The organism is Caulobacter sp. FG121 (genome assembly GCF_057809815.1).
Map to the genome: position 1 here is coordinate 15445 of NZ_JBMDKR010000008.1, position 15856 is coordinate 31300.

A 15856-nucleotide genomic window follows, 5' to 3' on the forward strand; every position below is an offset into this window, starting at 1 on the left:
CCATGAAAGCTTCGGAAAACCGGCGGCCGAGCTCAGGCCGGCCCTCGCCGCCATCGGCCGTCGGGCGGCGCGCGTCGGCGCTGGCGGCGATCGCGGTCTTGCTGACGCCGGCGATCGGTGTGACGGCGGGCGCCAGGCCGACGGTCCTGATCGAGGATCTGCTCGACCTCAATGACCTTCGAGGGCTCGCGCCATCCCCGGACGGCCATCGTTTCGTCGCCCTGGTGCAGCGGAGCGATCCCGAGCACAACAGGTACGACACCCAATGGGTCATGGGCGCGATCGGCAACGCCGCGTCTGTCGCGACGCTCGATCCCGATGCGGGCCAGCCGATCAGCGGGCGACTCTATGGCGAACCCAACGGCGACCTCGGCGTGGAGAAGGCGGCGTGGTCGCCGGACGGGCATTGGGTGGCGTTCCGAAAGCAGATCGGCGAGCAGATTCAACTCTGGGCCGCCGACGTCGACCGGAAGATCACCTGGCGGGTTTCGCCGACCGAGGCCGATGTCGAGGACTTTGCCTGGCTCGCAGACGGCCGGCTGATCTTTCGCACCGGCCTCGACTATCCGCGCGCCGAACGCCTGATCGCGGCGGAGGCCCGGCGTGGCTGGATCTATGACGATCGCTTCAAGCCCTCCGCCGGTGAGGTGCGACCGATGCATCCGGATTGCGGCGTTCATCCTGGCGATGCGGCGTGCGAGGGTGGGCTGTTCATCTTGGACGCCGCCGGGCTTCGCGCAGCTGGCCGGGGCTCGCCCGCGGCCCCGTCGAGCGGGGGCGGCTGGCCAGGTCAAGCTGCGGCGGCGCACGCCCATGACCTCGACCGGCCCGAACGGCGGGCGGCGCATATCGTTGTGCGCGCGGACGGCCGCATCGCCTGGAGCGAGGCGGCCGATCCCGTCCGCTATCCTGGTCCCAATCCGCCGCGCCGCGTCGCGGCCGACGGCGCCGGACCCTGCAAGGCCGCGGCGTGCGTCGGCGCCATCGGTGGGATCTGGTGGGGCGGCGACGGCCGCGCCGTTGTCTTTGAACGCCTGGAGAGCGGATCGGGCCGGCCCGACGGCGCACCGTTCGACATCACGGCGCTCTACCGCTGGGAGCTCGCCACCGGACGGGTCCAGCGGCTCCTACGGACGGAGGGCGCCCTCGACGATTGCCAGGCTTCCGGGGAGGGCGACCTGCTTTGCCTGATGGAGACGGTCCGGCGGCCCGCGCGGGTGGTTCGGATCGACGCCCGGACGGGCGACCTTTCCGTGGTCTTCGATCCGAACCCGAACTTTCCCGACCTTTCGCAGGTTTCGATTTCCAAGACTCCGTATACGGACGAACGAGACTTCGCCGGCTTCCACTATGTCGTGCTGCCGCCTGACTATCAGCCCGGGCGGCGTTACCCCGCCGTGGTGGTCCAGTATCGGGCGCGGGGCTTTCTGCGTGGAGGAACCGGGGACGAGTATCCGATCTTCCCGATGGCCCAGAAGGGGTTTGTGGTCGTGGTGATGCACCAGGCCAGCGATCCGGCTCAGGTGCACGATTACATGTCGATCGAGCGCACCCGCCTGTCGCCGGGCCTGCCGGAACGGCGCGCCTGGAAGGGCGCTATCGACGCGGCGCTGGACAAGCTCGTGGCCGACGGGGTCGTGGATCCCGGGCGGATCGCGCTCACGGGGCTGAGCGCGGGGTCGCAGACCCTGCACTACACCCTGCAGCATTCGACCCGGTTCAAGGCGGCGATCGCCAGCTCGGGGGCCGCCGAACTCGATTTCCTGGCGATGGCGCCGCCCCTCTATGGCGACTTCAAGCGCATGTATCACGCCGGCCGGGTCTTCGAGCCGGAGGGCGTCTTGCGGGAGGTCGCCTGGTCGCCGCGGCCCGAGGCCTTGACGACCCCTTTGCTGGTCAATGTCACACAGTGGGAGTTCCTGCTCGGCTTCGAAGGGTTCGCCGCGCTGCGCGATGCGCGTCGTCCCTTGGAGGTGCGCGTCTTTCACGACCGGGCGGAGCACATCAAGTACGACCCCGCCAACCGCCGGGCCGTCTACGAGCTGAACCTGGCCTGGCTGTCCTACTGGTTGCAGGACGAACGGTCCGCCGATCCGGCGCTGGCCGCGGACTATGGGCGCTGGGATCGGCTTCGCGCCGACGCCGCCGGACCGCCGTCGACGGCCGCCGCGCCGACGAAGTAGGGGCAGGCCTGATCGAGCCAAAGCTGCACGGCGAGGACGTCGGCCAGATCGGAGATGAAACGTCCATCCACCAGGCTGTCTTCGGTCAGCCGTGGCTCCAGCGCCGCGCGATTGAGCAGGCCGCGTCGGGCGAGCTCGCCCTCAAGCAAGCGTTCGCGGACGAAGGTCAGGTTATGGATCAAGGTCTGGATCACGCGGCGGGTCGTGGCGCCCTTGGTTCGCCGTTCCAGGATGGCGGGCGGCACGAGGTCCGCGAAGGTCTGGCGCTGCAGCTGCCGCGGCAGTCGTCCCGCCTCGAAGAGATCGCTCGCCGTCCGCAGGGCGAGCTCGATGAGGGGCGGGGAGATGAAGGGATGAACCTGGTCCATGGCCTCCGCGCGCCCGAAGCCATTATAGTGCGACTGCAGCTCGACGATGCGCAGGAGCTGCTGGAACTTGGCGGGCGGCGCGCGCCGCGCAGCGGTGTCCAGCCAGGGATGGACGAACGCTGCGCCGGGCCCGCGCGCCTGCAGATCCGCGTCGACGAAAGGGTTTGGGGCGACGAGCGCGTTCCGGAGCCGGGCCTGTGCTGAATCCTCCCGCAAAGCGTTCCTCAGCACCGCTCCCAGGGGCTCGCCAGTCATGCGCGCGGCGGCGTAGGCCGCGCGGAACCAGGCGGGCAGGCTTCGGCGCAGGCGCAGGGCGTCGGTCGCCACGGAGGCGGGCGCGCCGCTGAAGAACAGGTGGTCGCCGCCGCGTCCGGTGACATAGGCCTGAGCGTCCAGCCCGGCGCTCAGGTCGAGCGCCAGGCGATCGAAACTGACCTGCAGCAGATGGAACGATGGCCGCGGCTGGAGAGGCATCGCGGGCGTGGCGCCATAGTCGGTGACCTCGGCCTCGACGTCGCGCTCCAGCAGATGCGCGCGGTGCATCTTCGCCGCCGCCCGGGCAAAGGCCCGTTCGTCGCCGCTGGCGTCCCGCAATGCGAAGTTCAGGCACGTCACCTCGAGGTGCGGCGCCATTTTGGACAGGAGGCCCAACATGACCGCGGAATCGAGTCCGCCGGAGAGGTCCAGAGTGGCCCGCCGATAGGGGGCCGCCCAGCGCGCCACGGATTGCTCGGCCGCGGCGCGAAACCTTGTCCGCGCGTCGCCGGCCTCCAGAAGGGGGTCGAGATAAAAGGCCTCGGGCCGCCAGACGAGGTCTCGTCGCACCTCGCCCGCGACGAAGACCGCCCCCTCGCCGGGGAGGAGTTCCTCGACCCCCGCGAACCCGGTGGCGGAACCGGGCCAGGTGTTTCCCGCCAGGACGGTCTCCAGATAGGGCCAGTTGACCTCCAGGCCGCCAAAATCGGCGAGGTCGCTCATATGGGAGCAGACGATGTGGAAAGGGCCCCGCCGCGTAACGAAGGCGGGCCAGCGACCACTGGGATCGCGGGTCACGCGAACTTCCCGATCATGGGTCTCGAAGGTCAAGAATCCGGCCCAGGGAGCGACAGGATCAAGGGACGCCTCCACGTCCAGGCCGATGTGGAACCCGCCTACCAGGCCCAAGCCCCGCATGGCCGTCGGGCGGGCCGTGATCGTCCAGACCGTCAGGGCCTTGGACGCATGGACGCGGGCCCAGGCCCGACCGTCCCGGGGCGCGGGCTCCGGTGGGGAGGCCGGGCCCGGATGCTGCGGTATGAGGGCGACGAACCGGTCCACCGTCACACCGTCATCAGGGGTGTGAACTGGCGGATGTGCTCCTCTGGCTCATTGACGACCGCCTGGCCGAGCTCGACCCAGCAATGGGCTGCGAACGGCTGCAGCCGGGCCCCGAACACCAAGCGGGCGGGGTGCCCATGCCGACGCAGCAGGAGGCAAAGGGCCGGTGCGTCGAGGCGGCAGATCTTTGCGCGGGTAAAGAAGGGGCGGGCGGCTTCGAAGCTCGCCAGGAGCGCGGCGGGGCGATCAAGGGCGCGGTCGCTGGTTGGCGTGTCGGCCACTAGCTGCACCATGTCCTGGAAGCGCCCTTGATCGAGGCGACGCGAGATCGCCCGGAGGGCGAACAGGGACTTCAAGGCCGTTCCCACTCGCCAGGACCCTTCCGCATAGATGGAGAAGCGCCCAGCGGTCGACGGGCCGTCTTGGGGACGGACCTCGGTCGTGTCGTCAGACGCAGGCGTTCGCGCCCTCCCCAGGAGGTAGCGGTCTGCAGCGATGTCGAGGACGACCACCCGGCCTCCAACCTGGGCGAAGAAGCGCGTCTGAGGCATTGGGGAACGTGATGTCATAGGTCCTCGCCCCGGCGGGAAAAGGGCCTCCGGCCCGGGCGCGGGACAGGTCCCGGCCCGGGCCTTCGGCGCAGACCTACTTCTGCTTGCCGACGTCCTCGAACGACGCGCCGGGCGGGCCGTTGGTTTCCTGCGACGCGGCGCCCAGTTCGATCAGGTCAAGTTCGGTGTCTTCGGTCATGGTCGTGCTCCGAGAATTCGGATTGAGATGCACCCTGAGGTGATGACCAAAGCCTAGACAAGCCGCCGCCAAACTCTCCGGAAATATTATATATTTCAATGTTATACAGCAGGATCACGCGCCATGGGCGCGCCTTTGCCCGGCGTCTTGCGGTCCAATGTCGGATTTGACCGTAAGGCTCGTCGCTCCCGAAGCACTATATTGTATATGGAGGCGGCGAATCCCGCCGATGCTGTCTCCTGGCCTGCGCCGCGCGCGCCGGGGCGGGTCAAGGGCTCAGCGCCGCGGCGTGACGGACCGAAAAGCTCCAACCCTTTCCGACGACGATGACGCCAGACCTGGACCATATTCCTGCGCGTAAGAGCCGCGAACTGGCGTTCGTGGCCTCGGTCCTGGGCCAGACTGCGGAGAGGGCGGGTCAAGGGCGGCTTCTCAAGCTTGTGTTGTTCGGCTCCTTCGCCCGGGGCGACTGGGTCGAGGACCACGTCGGCGGCTACGTGTCCGACTTCGACCTGCTGGCTGTCGTCGACACCGAGGCCATGGCGGACGTCGCGGAGGTCTGGGCGTCCGCGGAGGCGACCTTCCTGGCCGCCCTGGAAGCCGGCCGAATGCGGACACCGGTGGATCTGATCGTCCACACCCTGGACCACGTGAACACCATGCTGACCCTGGGCCGGTACTTCTTCGTGGATCTCCTGCGCGAAGGCGTCGTGCTGTTCGACGCGGGCGAGGGGGAATTCGTCGCGCCCGGCCCGCTCGACGCCGCCGTCGCGTGGGACGAGGCGCGGACCTATGTGAAGGAGGGGCTGCAGAGTGGAGACGCCTTCATGGCGGGCGCGGCGTTCTTCCGTGAGGCGGGACGACCGCGTGAAGCGATCTTCGCGCTGCACGAGGCGGCGGCGGCCTATTATGGCGCGGTGCTGCTCGCCCGGACCCTCTATCTGCCGCGGTCGCACAACCTCAACCTGCTTCGACGCCTGGCCGAAGCTCAGGCGCCGGAACTCGCCGAGGTCTGGCCCCGGGACACGCGAGCGGCGCGGCGTGCGTTCGCGCGCCTGAAGGAGGCCTACGTCAAGGCCCGATACGCCCGGGCCTACGAGACCAGCGCCGCGGAGCTCGACGAGTTGACGGGTCGCCTGCAGGCGTTGCGCAGGGCCGTGGCGGCGCACTGCGCGCCCCTCACGGCCGAGCGGCCCCCCGGAGGTTCTGAGCGGTCCGGCTGATGAGGTCACCGCACCCCGAAATCCGCGATCCTCCAGGGAAGTACGGATTGGCAGAGGGCAGGGGGCGAGGTCTGCTCGCGTCTCCCTGGTTATGCGGAGCCAAGACGTGACGCCCGTCGGCCGACGAACTGGCTTCGGCCTCCTCAGCCTTGTCCTGCTCGTCTGCGCCTTGGCCGCGGCCACGCAGACGACGGCTGGGCGGCTGGACTACCCCCAGGCTCTGGGTGACGGATGGCTGGACCTGGGCGCGGCGCGGATCTATGCGCCCTGGTCCATCATCGACTGGTACGGCGCCTATGCGCACGCCTACCCGCAAGTTTTCGACACGGCGACGTTGACGGGCCTAGGGGTGTTCCTCTGTCCGCTGCTCGTGGCCATCGGCCTGACGCGTCGGTTCGTGGCCCGACCCAAGGCGTTTGGGACGGAGGCTTGGGGCGACCTCGGCGCGGCGCGGCAGGCCGGCCTGCTGAACGGCGACCGGGCTCTTGGCCGGGTGTTGGGACGCCTGAAAGGCCGGCTGCTCACCTTCACGGGGATCGAGCACTGCATCATCGTGGGCGCCTCCCGCTCGGGGAAGGGCGCCGGACACGTGGTGCCCACCGTGTTGCGTTGGGACCAGAGTCTGTTCGTCTACGACCGCAAGGGCGAGCTGTGGCACATCACGGCCGACGCGCGCCGGCGCTTCTCCCACACCTTCTATTTCGCGCCGACCGATCCGGCCACCGCGCGCTGGAACCCGTTGTTCGAGGTGCGGCGGGGCGCGATGGAGATCGCCGATATCCAGAACATTGTCGGAATCCTCGTCGATCCGATCGGGGTGCGGCAGGGCAATCTCGACTTCTTCGATCAGAGCGCGGCGAACTTCTTCACCGGCGTGATTCTGCACGTTCTCTACACGGCGCCCGACGACCGCAAAAATCTGGCCCATGTCCGTCGGCTGCTGATCGATATCGAGGCGACTCTGGACGCCATGCTGGCCACCCGTCATCGATGGCGTCCCGATCCCCAAGCGGGGGACGGCCTGGCGCGCGACGCGCAGGGCGCACCGATCGCCGAGACGCACCCAGAGATCTGGCTGGGCGCCACAGCCTTCCGCAACATGGAGCACAAGGTTCGTTCTAGCGTCCTGGCCACCGCCCAGAAGTCGCTCGCCCTATGGGCCGATCCCCTGGTCGCGGAGGCCACCAGCTGGTCGGACTTCTGCATCGGGGACCTGGCCTGTTCGGGGGCGCCCGTCAGCTTCTATCTGATCACGCCCCAGGCCCATGCGGACCGGCTGGCCTTCCTGGTGCGGGTGATGCTGCGCCAGACCCTTAATAGCCTCATGGAGACGATAGACGCCGACAGCCGCGGCCGGCCCAAGCGCCATCGCCTGCTGATGATGCTCGACGAGTTTCCAAAACTCGGCGCCTTGCCGTTTCTGGAGAACGCCTTGGGTGAGATGGCGGGCTATGGGCTGTCGGCGCACCTGATCTGTCAGAGCTTCAACGACGTCTTCAAGCACTATGGCGTACACACCTCGATCTTCGACAACATGCACGTCACCGCCGCCTTCGCCACCTCCGAGCCGGGCAGCATCGAGCGGATCGTCAAACGCGCCGGCAAGGCCCTGGAGATGCGGGAGAGCTTCAGCGATCCGCGGCTCGTCTTCGGGCGGGGCCACCGCAGCCGTTCCCAGGCGGAGGTCGAGCGTTACGTTCTGGCCGAGCAAGATGTGCGCGGGCTCGACGCCGGCAAGCAGTTCCTGTTCGTCAACAACGCCAAGCCGTTCCTAGCGGAGAAGATCCGCTTCTTCGAGGAACCGAGCCTCGCGCCCCTAACCCGCGACTTCTTTCACGGTGAGCGCGCGGCGTTCATCCAGAGCCGGGACGAGCTCGATGTGCCGGGGCGGCCGCCCATCGACTGGCTGGGGGTGACGGCGGTCGCCCCCTATGTCGCGCCGCTGCAGCCCCCACCGCGGCCCGACGGCGGCGCTCCCGAGCGGGTTGCGATCAGCCTGGCGGACCTCGACTACAATGACGAGGCCTGACCGTGCCACACCACCATCCCGAGACCCTGGACCGCAAGCAGGCGGCGCTGCGTCACGCCATGGGCCCCATCCTGGCCGAGGCTTTGCGGGACCCGCGGGTGGTGGAGGTCCTGGTCAATGCGGACGGCGGAATCTGGGTCGAGCGGCTGGGGACGGGGCGCGTGTTCAGCGGCCACCAGATGGCCGCCAGCGACGCCGAGCGTATTCTGCGCCTGGTGGCCGACCACGCCGGCGAGGTGGTCAATCGTGATCAGCCCCTGGTCTCAGGGACCCTGCCTGGGACGGGGGAACGATTCCAGGGGGTCTTGGCGCCGGTCAGTTTGGCCCCATGCTTCTCGATCCGCAAACGCCCCGCGGTGGTGTTCACCCTGGATGACTATGTGGCGACCGAGGTTATGACCTGTGGTCAGGCGGACGCCCTGCGTCAGGCGGCGGAGGCCCGGGAGAATATCCTAATCGCCGGCGGGTCGGGCACCGGCAAGACCACCCTGGCCAACGCCATCCTGGCCTTGCCCGCCTTCGCCGCGGACCGGGTCATTCTCATCGAGGACACCGCCGAGCTACAATGCTCCGCGCGCGATCAACTATCCCTCCTGACTCGTCGCGCGGCGCCGGCCGTGAGCATGACCGATCTGGTCCGCGCGGCGCTGCGGCTGCGGCCGGATCGGATCGTCATCGGCGAGATCCGCGACGGCAGCGCACTGGACCTGCTCAAGGCCTGGAACACCGGTCATCCCGGAGGGCTGGCGACGGTGCACGCCAACAGCGCGACCGAGGCGCTCGGACGGCTCGAGGACCTTGTCGGAGAGGCCGCGTCCCAAATCCCCCTGAGGTCGATCGGACAGGCCATCGATCTAATCGTCTTCCTGAAACGTGTGCCTGGCGGGCGCCGGTTAGACACCATGATCCGGGTGGAGGGCTGGGCGGATGGCGAATACCGCCTACAGCCCGCCGGCTAAGAGCCGAGTTCAGCCCCGTGCGCGGTCAGGGACGGACGGCCCCATGCGCGATCTCTGGGGAAGAGGCCGGAGCGCTTGCCGTCTGGAACTGGCCTTGGCTCGCCAGGAATTCTTGAACCTGCTGCGTCACCTCCGCCATCGTCGTCGCCCTGCAGCGCTTTTGGTCATCGCGCGCCGCAAAATCTCGGATGTCGGCCTCGCCGCAGACTTGCTGGAGCGCCGTCTTGATCCGTGCGTCCAGCAACGCCCTGCCGGACGTCGAATTCACGGCGATGTCGGACACCTTGACGTGGCGTACCGCCTTTTCCTGGGCGAACGCGCTGCTCGCCGATCCCATCAAGGTGAGAGCCGCGATCGTTTCTGTAACCATACGAAATATTAAAGTTCGCCTCATCTCGGTCCGCCTTGATACCGTTAGTACTCAAACGGCGATTATCGGCGAACGCATGCGGCGTCAAACGACCGCATTGCATGATTACAATCATGAAATCGGTGGTTACAAGAGGTAACGGAAGTTACACGGCAGATTTGTATCGTCTGCTGGCTCGGCCCCTATTTTAATCTTAGCACAATAAGAAAAACTCCATGGACAGTGACGCTTGCGAGGACGTAAGGGGCGCTACGTCGGGGGACGCCCGCGCAATCTTTTTTGAGTGCGGTATCGATGGACGACGAGGGATTGGGATTGCGGTCCGCTCCGGCTGGCGCGCACGCAGTCGACTGGCCGCTGAAGCATGTCGCGGCTCTGCGGCTTGTCGAAGCTGCCTGTCGTCATGGCTCTTTTTCGCGCGCCGCCCAGGAGCTCGGTGTCAGTCATGCCGCCATCAGCGCGGCGGTCGGACGGATCGAGGCGAAACTTGGCGTCTCCCTCTTTGTGCGCGCCGGCATGGGCATGACGCCCACGGAAGCCGCGCTCGATCTGGCGCAAGCCTATCGCGCCGCTGAACGTCTGGTCGGACGGGCCTGGAGCCGGGGGCATTGCGGTAGGGAGGAGCCCAGACTGGGCGTCTCGGTGCCGGCCGTCCTGGTCGCCGGTTGGCTAAGCCCGCGCCTTGCCAACATTCCGCCCGGGCTCCCAGGGCTTAGGGTGTCGTCCCATTCGGTCGACGCGGGCCCTGACTTCGCCCAGTGCGATGTGGCTTTGGTTCTGGCTCGTCATGTTCCCGCCAATCTCGTTGGGGAACCTTTATGGGACGAGCGTTTGACACCGGTCTGCACCCGCACCATCGGGGCGCGAGGGGGTGGTGATCTCCTGGGCGACCGCCTTATCGTGCATGATGCGCGGGCCTGGCGCAGCTGGTTCGTCACCGCCGGCCTCGATCTATCCGGTCATCGGCCCAACGACATCCTGGTTGACGACCCTGCGCTGGCCATCGGAATGGCGCTGGCCGGGCAGGGGGTCGCCCTCGGCAGCCTCCGCAATGTCCGCCACTGGCTCAAGGACGGGCTGCTGGTTGCCCCGTTCGATATCGAACTCGACACCGGCCGCACCCTCTTCGCCGTCTGGCTCAGGGATGCGCCGCAGCGCAAGGACATCCATCGGTTCGTGGACTGGCTGAAACAGGAGGCGGCATGCGAAGGCATGGCGCCCGTGGTGGAGCGGGGCCGGACATTGACCGAGGTCACGGGTTAGATGAGGCGCCGTAGAGTCTCGCTTGCGCCAACAACGGAAGTCGCGACCGGTCCGCAAACTCGCCGTTCAGGCCAGCAAGGGTTCCGCACCTTGAGCGGCAGCTTGTTGCTCGGATGCAAACGGGGGCAATCGACCCTGAGCGGACGCTCGACAACATCCCGCGCGGCAGCGATAGTTTTCCGGTGAAGGTCTCCCAACGTAAAGTTCGCGAGTGGCTCAACTCCGCCACTTGGTGGCTGATCATTGCCGTCGGGATTGCCGTCTTTCACCACCCCCAAGGCTGGCTACCGGCGCTCTGGCTGTCTGTCGGGATTGCAGTTTCTGGCTGGGCGCTTTCGATCACAGCCGGTGCATGGTGGGTGGAGAAGGGCTCGCGCGATCGCGCCAGGGCCTTGGTTCGGCGGCTCCGGGACCGTGACGTAAGTCACAACTAGGCTCTATTGCACGCTTGGACGGAACGTCTGCTCACCACCCCAAGCGGGCAGTAGCGAGGTCTGCTTAGGGCCGGGCCGGTCAACTTCGGCTATTCGACCGGTAGTCAACGGCGGGGCGCGACCCATAGGAGACGTTTGGACCAATCTTGGTGTTGGGTACCGTCAATGCGAAACCCAGTCTGCGTCACATGTCGATGCAATAGCTCCGCCGTCCGACGCCAACCACGACGCCATCCCGAACCCGCGCCACGTACCTTTGCCCAAACCGGTAGAAGTCCGCGCTGAACTCACGAGCCGCTTGGCAAACCGGTCCATACGAGACAGCACCGTACCCGTCTGGTTGCCCGCGCCAGCCTGGCGTTTTGCAAAAATAGCTTGGGACTTGGTTTGGCGATTTGTCCCAACGTTGGCCGACGGTGACGCCGCCCGCAGAGTGGGCGTCGTAGACCCCGCAATTCTTGCAGCCCGCAATGAGAAGAAGGATCGGCGTCAGCAAGGCTGCTCGCATCTGGGCGGAAGACCTTCGCGAGTAGCCGCCTCCGGGACGCAGACGGTGCATACGGATTGCCATCACCGAAACTTGCCATTGTGCAGCTACCCCAGCAATCGCCGCTTTCCACCCAGCGCCGTCGTTCGGAAGGGCTGCTAACCGGCCGGGGCCAACGGAGCTGTAGAATGCCGTCAGCTGGGTGGGCGTTGCCTATCGGAGACGAGCCATGGCTCAAATCGATCTCTTCCGCATACCCAGGCGGCCCTGGAACACCGGCCGCATTATCGGCGCGAAACCCCCTCTCAAGCCGAAGCACGTCTGGGGCATCCGCCAGCAATTGAAAACCGCGGGCAAAGTCCGCGATCTGGCCATGTTCAATTGCGCCATCGACGCAAAGCTTCGGGGTTGCGATCTGGTCAAGCTCAGGGTCAGCGACGTCGCGCCAGGCGGTACCTTGCGGCAACGAGCAACCGTCATCCAGCAGAAGACGGGGCGGCCCGTGCCGTTTGAGATCACCGAGCCGACGCGGGATTCGCTTTCGGCATGGCTGGCACGCCGCGGCAAGCGCCAGGACGATTGGCTGTTTCCCAGCCGATCGCGGCCTGGCGACCACGTTAGCACACGCCAATACGCCCGCCTGGTCGGAGAATGGGTCGCGAAGATCGACCTGGAGCCGCGCGCGTACGGCACCCACAGCCTTCGGAGGACTAAGGTGGCCCTGGTTTACAAGAAGACCGGAAACCTACGCGCCTGCCAACTCCTGTTGGGTCACCGAAAGCTAGAGAGCACGGTCCGCTACCTTGGCATCGAAGTCGACGACGCCTTGGAGATTTCGGAACAGATTGAAATTTGAGATTCTAGTCGCGTCTGCTTGGTAGCTCAGGACACCGAACTTCCAAGCGGACGTTCCGAAGGTCGCGAGAGGGTGGTGAGCGGACCTCGGCTACTGCTCTCGACAGGCAACCGAGCAAATCGCAGCGTGGCCGACCGGGGCCGCGAGCAGTGGCAGCATGGCTCCAGCAACGAGAACGGCGACCATTGCGGTCGTGCGCCTGTCGCGGAATAACTTCCAACCGAAGAAGAGGCTGACAGCCGACGCCGCGACAGCGAGTCCAAATGGCAACATCAGAAGAAGCACTCGACCGTCTATGCCCCGCAGCGTCCACATGAACCGCCCAGCTTGGATGGGGTTCTGTGCGTCGAAGGCCGCGCTCAAGACAACAAGGCAGGAGCAGACGACAAAGAGGAGCGTTCTGGCCATAGCTGGCAACTATCAGCAGAACCGCGAAGGGTCCGCAACGGGTCGTTTCTCCCCGGTGGGGTCGCGCCGCGGAGTTGCCGTTGGCGAGCGTCGAGGCTGCTGCCCGAATCCGGACATTCCCAACGGCGACTAAGAGCCCAAAACGGAAGTTCCGGTCGCCGACGACTGTGGGGGCTGGGCTATCTCCGCGGCGCGTCGACGAGGAGCGCTTCATGGACCGCAAGCACTCGCCGAGCTAGGGGGCCGTGCAGCAGCGCGTTCTATAATCCGCGCTGGGCTCGTCCTGGTTGGGGCTCGGCGTCTCGCCTGGCCAACGTCATGGGACATTCAGCACAACAGCTGCAGATCGAACTGATTGAGAGTCTCTTTGACCCTCGTCGGGCGCCCTGCGTATTGCCGCGCGCGAATCTCGGAAGCCCGTATCGCCCGATGCAACCGCGTCCCTGAACACCACGCCACAGGTGCAAATATTGGCTTCACCGGTCGCCGCGGGACAGCAAGTCTTGTGTCGAAGCATCGGTCTAGTTCCACTGGCCCACCCGCCGTGGGCTCATGTCACTACGCTGCGTCGACGCTCACGAGTGATCTTGGATAGAATATTCTATTCGAGTATGAAATGAAATAGGAAATTCACACTATCATCCTGCAGGGGAGTACGCCGCCGCGCGCAGCAGGGGGCCGTGACCTTCAGGCCCTTCGCGTCCTCGCCCCCTTCGATGACCCTTCGTGGTTTCGTGTCAGCCTAGCTTGCCATTTCGCGCGGCATGATGAAATACATCTTGCGGAACAGTCTAGGGTCAGAATATATTTTCTATCACGACGCGGTCGGGTCCGAAACACGCATCGAAAGCTGTGGCGCGTGCGGGCGGATGCCTTAGGCCTCGTTGAACTCGCCTCTAATTATAGGCTTCACGCGCCGACGGCTCCGGCTCGTCAATGGGGAAGATGACATGCCGCTCGACCCAGTGCTCCAACAGATCCTCGATCAGATCCCTCTGCCGTCGGGACAGCTCGACTGGCAGAAGCTACGGGCGGAATCCGACTCCTTGGTCGCGCTTCTGAACGGGCCCGAAGGCCCGATCTCCGTGGCGGACGTTGAGAAGCTGGAAATTGACGGCAAGGGAGGCCCGGTGCCTCTTCGGATCTTCCGGCCGTTGACGAAACCGCGCGGGACCTTGCATTTCGTCCATGGCGGGGCTTGGGCCCTTGGGAGCGTGGATATCATCGAGGGGGTCGTTCGCCGGCTTACAAGAGAGCTGTCCATGGTCATCGTCGCCAGCGGGTACAGGCTTGCCCCCGAAGATCCGTTTCCAGCAGGTTTTGAAGACGTCATGACGGCGGCGTCCTGGGTGCTGAGCCACGCCGCGGAGCTTGGCGGCTCCGCCCTCCCTGTGGCTATCGGCGGCGAAAGCGCGGGCGCGAATTTGGCCGCCGCCGCTGCGATTGCTCTGAGGGACGCCGATCATCCCAGGTTCGACGCGCAACTTCTCTTCTTCCCGGCGGTGGATCTTCGCGATCAGGCGAACAGCTTACCCTCGCGACTTGCGGACGCCGATCCTACCCTTCCAGCCACAACGTTCCCGCAAATCTTCTCCACCTACTGTGGCGAGAACGATCGTAGCGATCCTCGTATTTCACCTATGGCTGCGGAAAGCCTGGCCGACTTGCCGTCCACCTTGCTGGTGGTGCTTTCGGTTGATCCGCTGCGAGACGAAGCCGTAGCCTATTCGGACCGTTTGAAGGCAGCGGGCGTGCCGGTCGAACTAATGGAATTCGACAATCTCACCCATGGATTCCTCGGCTTTGCTGGACTTGTGCCGGCGGCGGCGGCGGCGGTCACGGAAGTCGCTGACCGCTTTTCCAAGGTGCTCGGAAGGGCGACGCACGAAACAATTTAGCGCATCGACGTCGAAGGGCCCCAATCCTCCGGTGGGTCGACCCCTGCGTGCGGGACACACTCTGTCGATGGCCAGCTTGGGACGGCGATGGCGGGAGAGGGCTGAGCGGGCCGACCAGTTCGCAACGCCACCCGAATGGTGGCCGCTGCGCGGGACCGGTTCACCCGGCGCCAGGAAGACGATGGCGCTGCCGCGCGTCGATTCGGCGGCCGGAACCAGGTGAGTTCGACTCGGCGTCCCTGGTCCCGGGCCGCGTTGGTTGCCAGGTCTGAGAGCAACAATGGAGGCGTCTGCACCGATCCCGCCGCTGGCGAATACCTCCCACGGCAGAGCGACCGCAGCCCCATTCGTTCGCCCCGCCAGCTAGCGGGGCATGTTGAAGCCGTGACGATTCAACCAGCCCTCAAGGATTTGGGGCCAGCTATCGACCGGTAGGCCAAGCGCGCGCATGCCAAAACCATGCCCGCCGGTATCGAATCTATGGAGTTCGCTGGAACGTCCGCGGGCCCGCCAAGCTTCCCAAATCCGGACGCTCTCGCTTACAGGCACCAAGGGATCATCGTCCGCATGAACGAGAAACACGGGAGGCGCGTCGTGTGGCGCCGGCTTGTCCGGCATCGCACCGTAGATGACCGCCCCGAAGTTCGGACGGCTGACGGCGTCTTCCGCAAGCAGCGTTGTCGCAGTCGTGATAGCTCCCGCTGAGAAGCCAATCATCCCGATACGTGTCGCATCGATGCCCAAGTCGGAGGCGCGGCTCCGCACCGTCCGCACGGCCTGCAGCGCATCTTCCGTGGCAAGCGTGCGGCCAGGCAGCATCAACTGCATGGCCTGTCGCCATTCCGCCGCGTCGAGCAGTCTGCTCAGATGATCGTCATCGAAATCGCGAACGCGATACTTGAGGACGAAGGCGAAGTAACCGCGTTCGGCGAACCAGTTGGCGACCTCCGCCCCTTCCTTGTCCATCATCAGGCAGCGGAATGCGCCACCAGGGAGAATGATGACCGCGCCGCCATGCGCCTTTTCCGGAAGGGGCGCGAAGCAGGTGAGGGTGGGCACGGAAACGTTGGTGACCCTGATGGCCGGACCAGTGGCGGGCTCGACTATCGTGCTTGACGATTCCGTCGGGATATCGGCGGCAAGATGCGGCGAACCGGCGGGCCAAATCGCAATTGTATCGGTCGGCATTGGACTAGACCTTCGATGTCTCGGGGTGGGTCAGAAGGGGCTCACGGGCCGCCCTCCCGAAGCCGGCGGAGCGCCGGACGACGTCGAGCGCCTGAAACTCACCTGGCTGGCTGCGCCCGGCGA

Annotated in this window: 12 protein-coding genes; 7 read left to right on the plus strand and 5 right to left on the minus strand. The window is 66.1% G+C overall.

From position 1 onward, the window contains the following. Window positions 1-2: 2 nt before the first annotated feature. Complete coding sequence (locus tag ACODSL_RS17075; RefSeq protein WP_488901927.1) at window positions 3-2183, plus strand: Atxe2 family lasso peptide isopeptidase; 2181 nt, start codon at window positions 3-5, stop codon at window positions 2181-2183. Here the strand turns inward: ACODSL_RS17075 and ACODSL_RS17080 are convergent. The 3 genes from ACODSL_RS17080 to ACODSL_RS17090 form a co-directional block, all read right to left on the minus strand. Next, the gene (locus tag ACODSL_RS17080; RefSeq protein ID WP_488901928.1) at window positions 2111-3637 is read right to left on the minus strand and encodes an asparagine synthase-related protein; all 1527 of its coding nucleotides are present in this window, start codon (window positions 3635-3637) and stop codon (window positions 2111-2113) included. The genes ACODSL_RS17075 and ACODSL_RS17080 overlap by 73 nt on opposite strands. A gap of 233 nt (window positions 3638-3870) precedes the next feature. Then, the gene (locus ACODSL_RS17085) at window positions 3871-4437 is read right to left on the minus strand and encodes a lasso peptide biosynthesis B2 protein (RefSeq protein ID WP_488901929.1); all 567 of its coding nucleotides are present in this window, start codon (window positions 4435-4437) and stop codon (window positions 3871-3873) included. A gap of 76 nt (window positions 4438-4513) precedes the next feature. Further along, a complete protein-coding gene (locus tag ACODSL_RS17090; RefSeq protein WP_488901930.1) occupies window positions 4514-4618 on the minus strand; it encodes a benenodin family lasso peptide in 105 nt (34 codons plus the stop codon). A gap of 443 nt (window positions 4619-5061) precedes the next feature. Between ACODSL_RS17090 and ACODSL_RS17095 the strand changes: the two genes are divergently transcribed. The 3 genes from ACODSL_RS17095 (at window position 5062) to trbB (ending at window position 8829) form a co-directional block, all read left to right on the plus strand. Further along, entirely contained in the window at window positions 5062-5841 is a 780-nt protein-coding gene (locus ACODSL_RS17095; RefSeq protein WP_488901931.1) for a HEPN domain-containing protein, read from the plus strand. A gap of 106 nt (window positions 5842-5947) precedes the next feature. Beyond that, window positions 5948-7870: a type IV secretory system conjugative DNA transfer family protein gene (locus tag ACODSL_RS17100; protein WP_488901932.1), complete on the plus strand. Its 1923-nt coding sequence runs from the start codon at window positions 5948-5950 to the stop codon at window positions 7868-7870. A gap of 2 nt (window positions 7871-7872) precedes the next feature. Next, the gene (trbB, locus tag ACODSL_RS17105; RefSeq protein WP_488901933.1) at window positions 7873-8829 is read left to right on the plus strand and encodes a P-type conjugative transfer ATPase TrbB; all 957 of its coding nucleotides are present in this window, start codon (window positions 7873-7875) and stop codon (window positions 8827-8829) included. A 25-nt stretch (window positions 8830-8854) separates the two neighbouring features. Here trbB and ACODSL_RS17110 read toward each other — a convergent pair whose 3' ends face one another. Then, complete coding sequence (locus tag ACODSL_RS17110) at window positions 8855-9199, minus strand: UrcA family protein (RefSeq protein WP_488901934.1); 345 nt, start codon at window positions 9197-9199, stop codon at window positions 8855-8857. A 315-nt stretch (window positions 9200-9514) separates the two neighbouring features. Between ACODSL_RS17110 and ACODSL_RS17115 the strand changes: the two genes are divergently transcribed. The 3 genes from ACODSL_RS17115 to ACODSL_RS17125 all read left to right on the plus strand — a co-directional run bounded on the left by ACODSL_RS17115 (window position 9515) and on the right by ACODSL_RS17125 (window position 14545). Next, a complete protein-coding gene (locus ACODSL_RS17115; RefSeq protein ID WP_488901935.1) occupies window positions 9515-10462 on the plus strand; it encodes a LysR substrate-binding domain-containing protein in 948 nt (315 codons plus the stop codon). 1150 nt (window positions 10463-11612) lie between these two features. Next, the gene (locus ACODSL_RS17120; RefSeq protein WP_488901936.1) at window positions 11613-12239 is read left to right on the plus strand and encodes a site-specific integrase; all 627 of its coding nucleotides are present in this window, start codon (window positions 11613-11615) and stop codon (window positions 12237-12239) included. A 1358-nt stretch (window positions 12240-13597) separates the two neighbouring features. Beyond that, window positions 13598-14545 (plus strand): alpha/beta hydrolase, encoded by a 948-nt coding sequence (locus tag ACODSL_RS17125; RefSeq protein ID WP_488901937.1) that lies wholly within the window; start codon window positions 13598-13600, stop codon window positions 14543-14545. Between the two features lie 363 nt (window positions 14546-14908). On the opposite strand, the gene ACODSL_RS17130 is transcribed toward ACODSL_RS17125, so the two are convergent. Further along, window positions 14909-15733: an alpha/beta hydrolase gene (locus ACODSL_RS17130; RefSeq protein ID WP_488901938.1), complete on the minus strand. Its 825-nt coding sequence runs from the start codon at window positions 15731-15733 to the stop codon at window positions 14909-14911. Window positions 15734-15856: the final 123 nt, after the last annotated feature.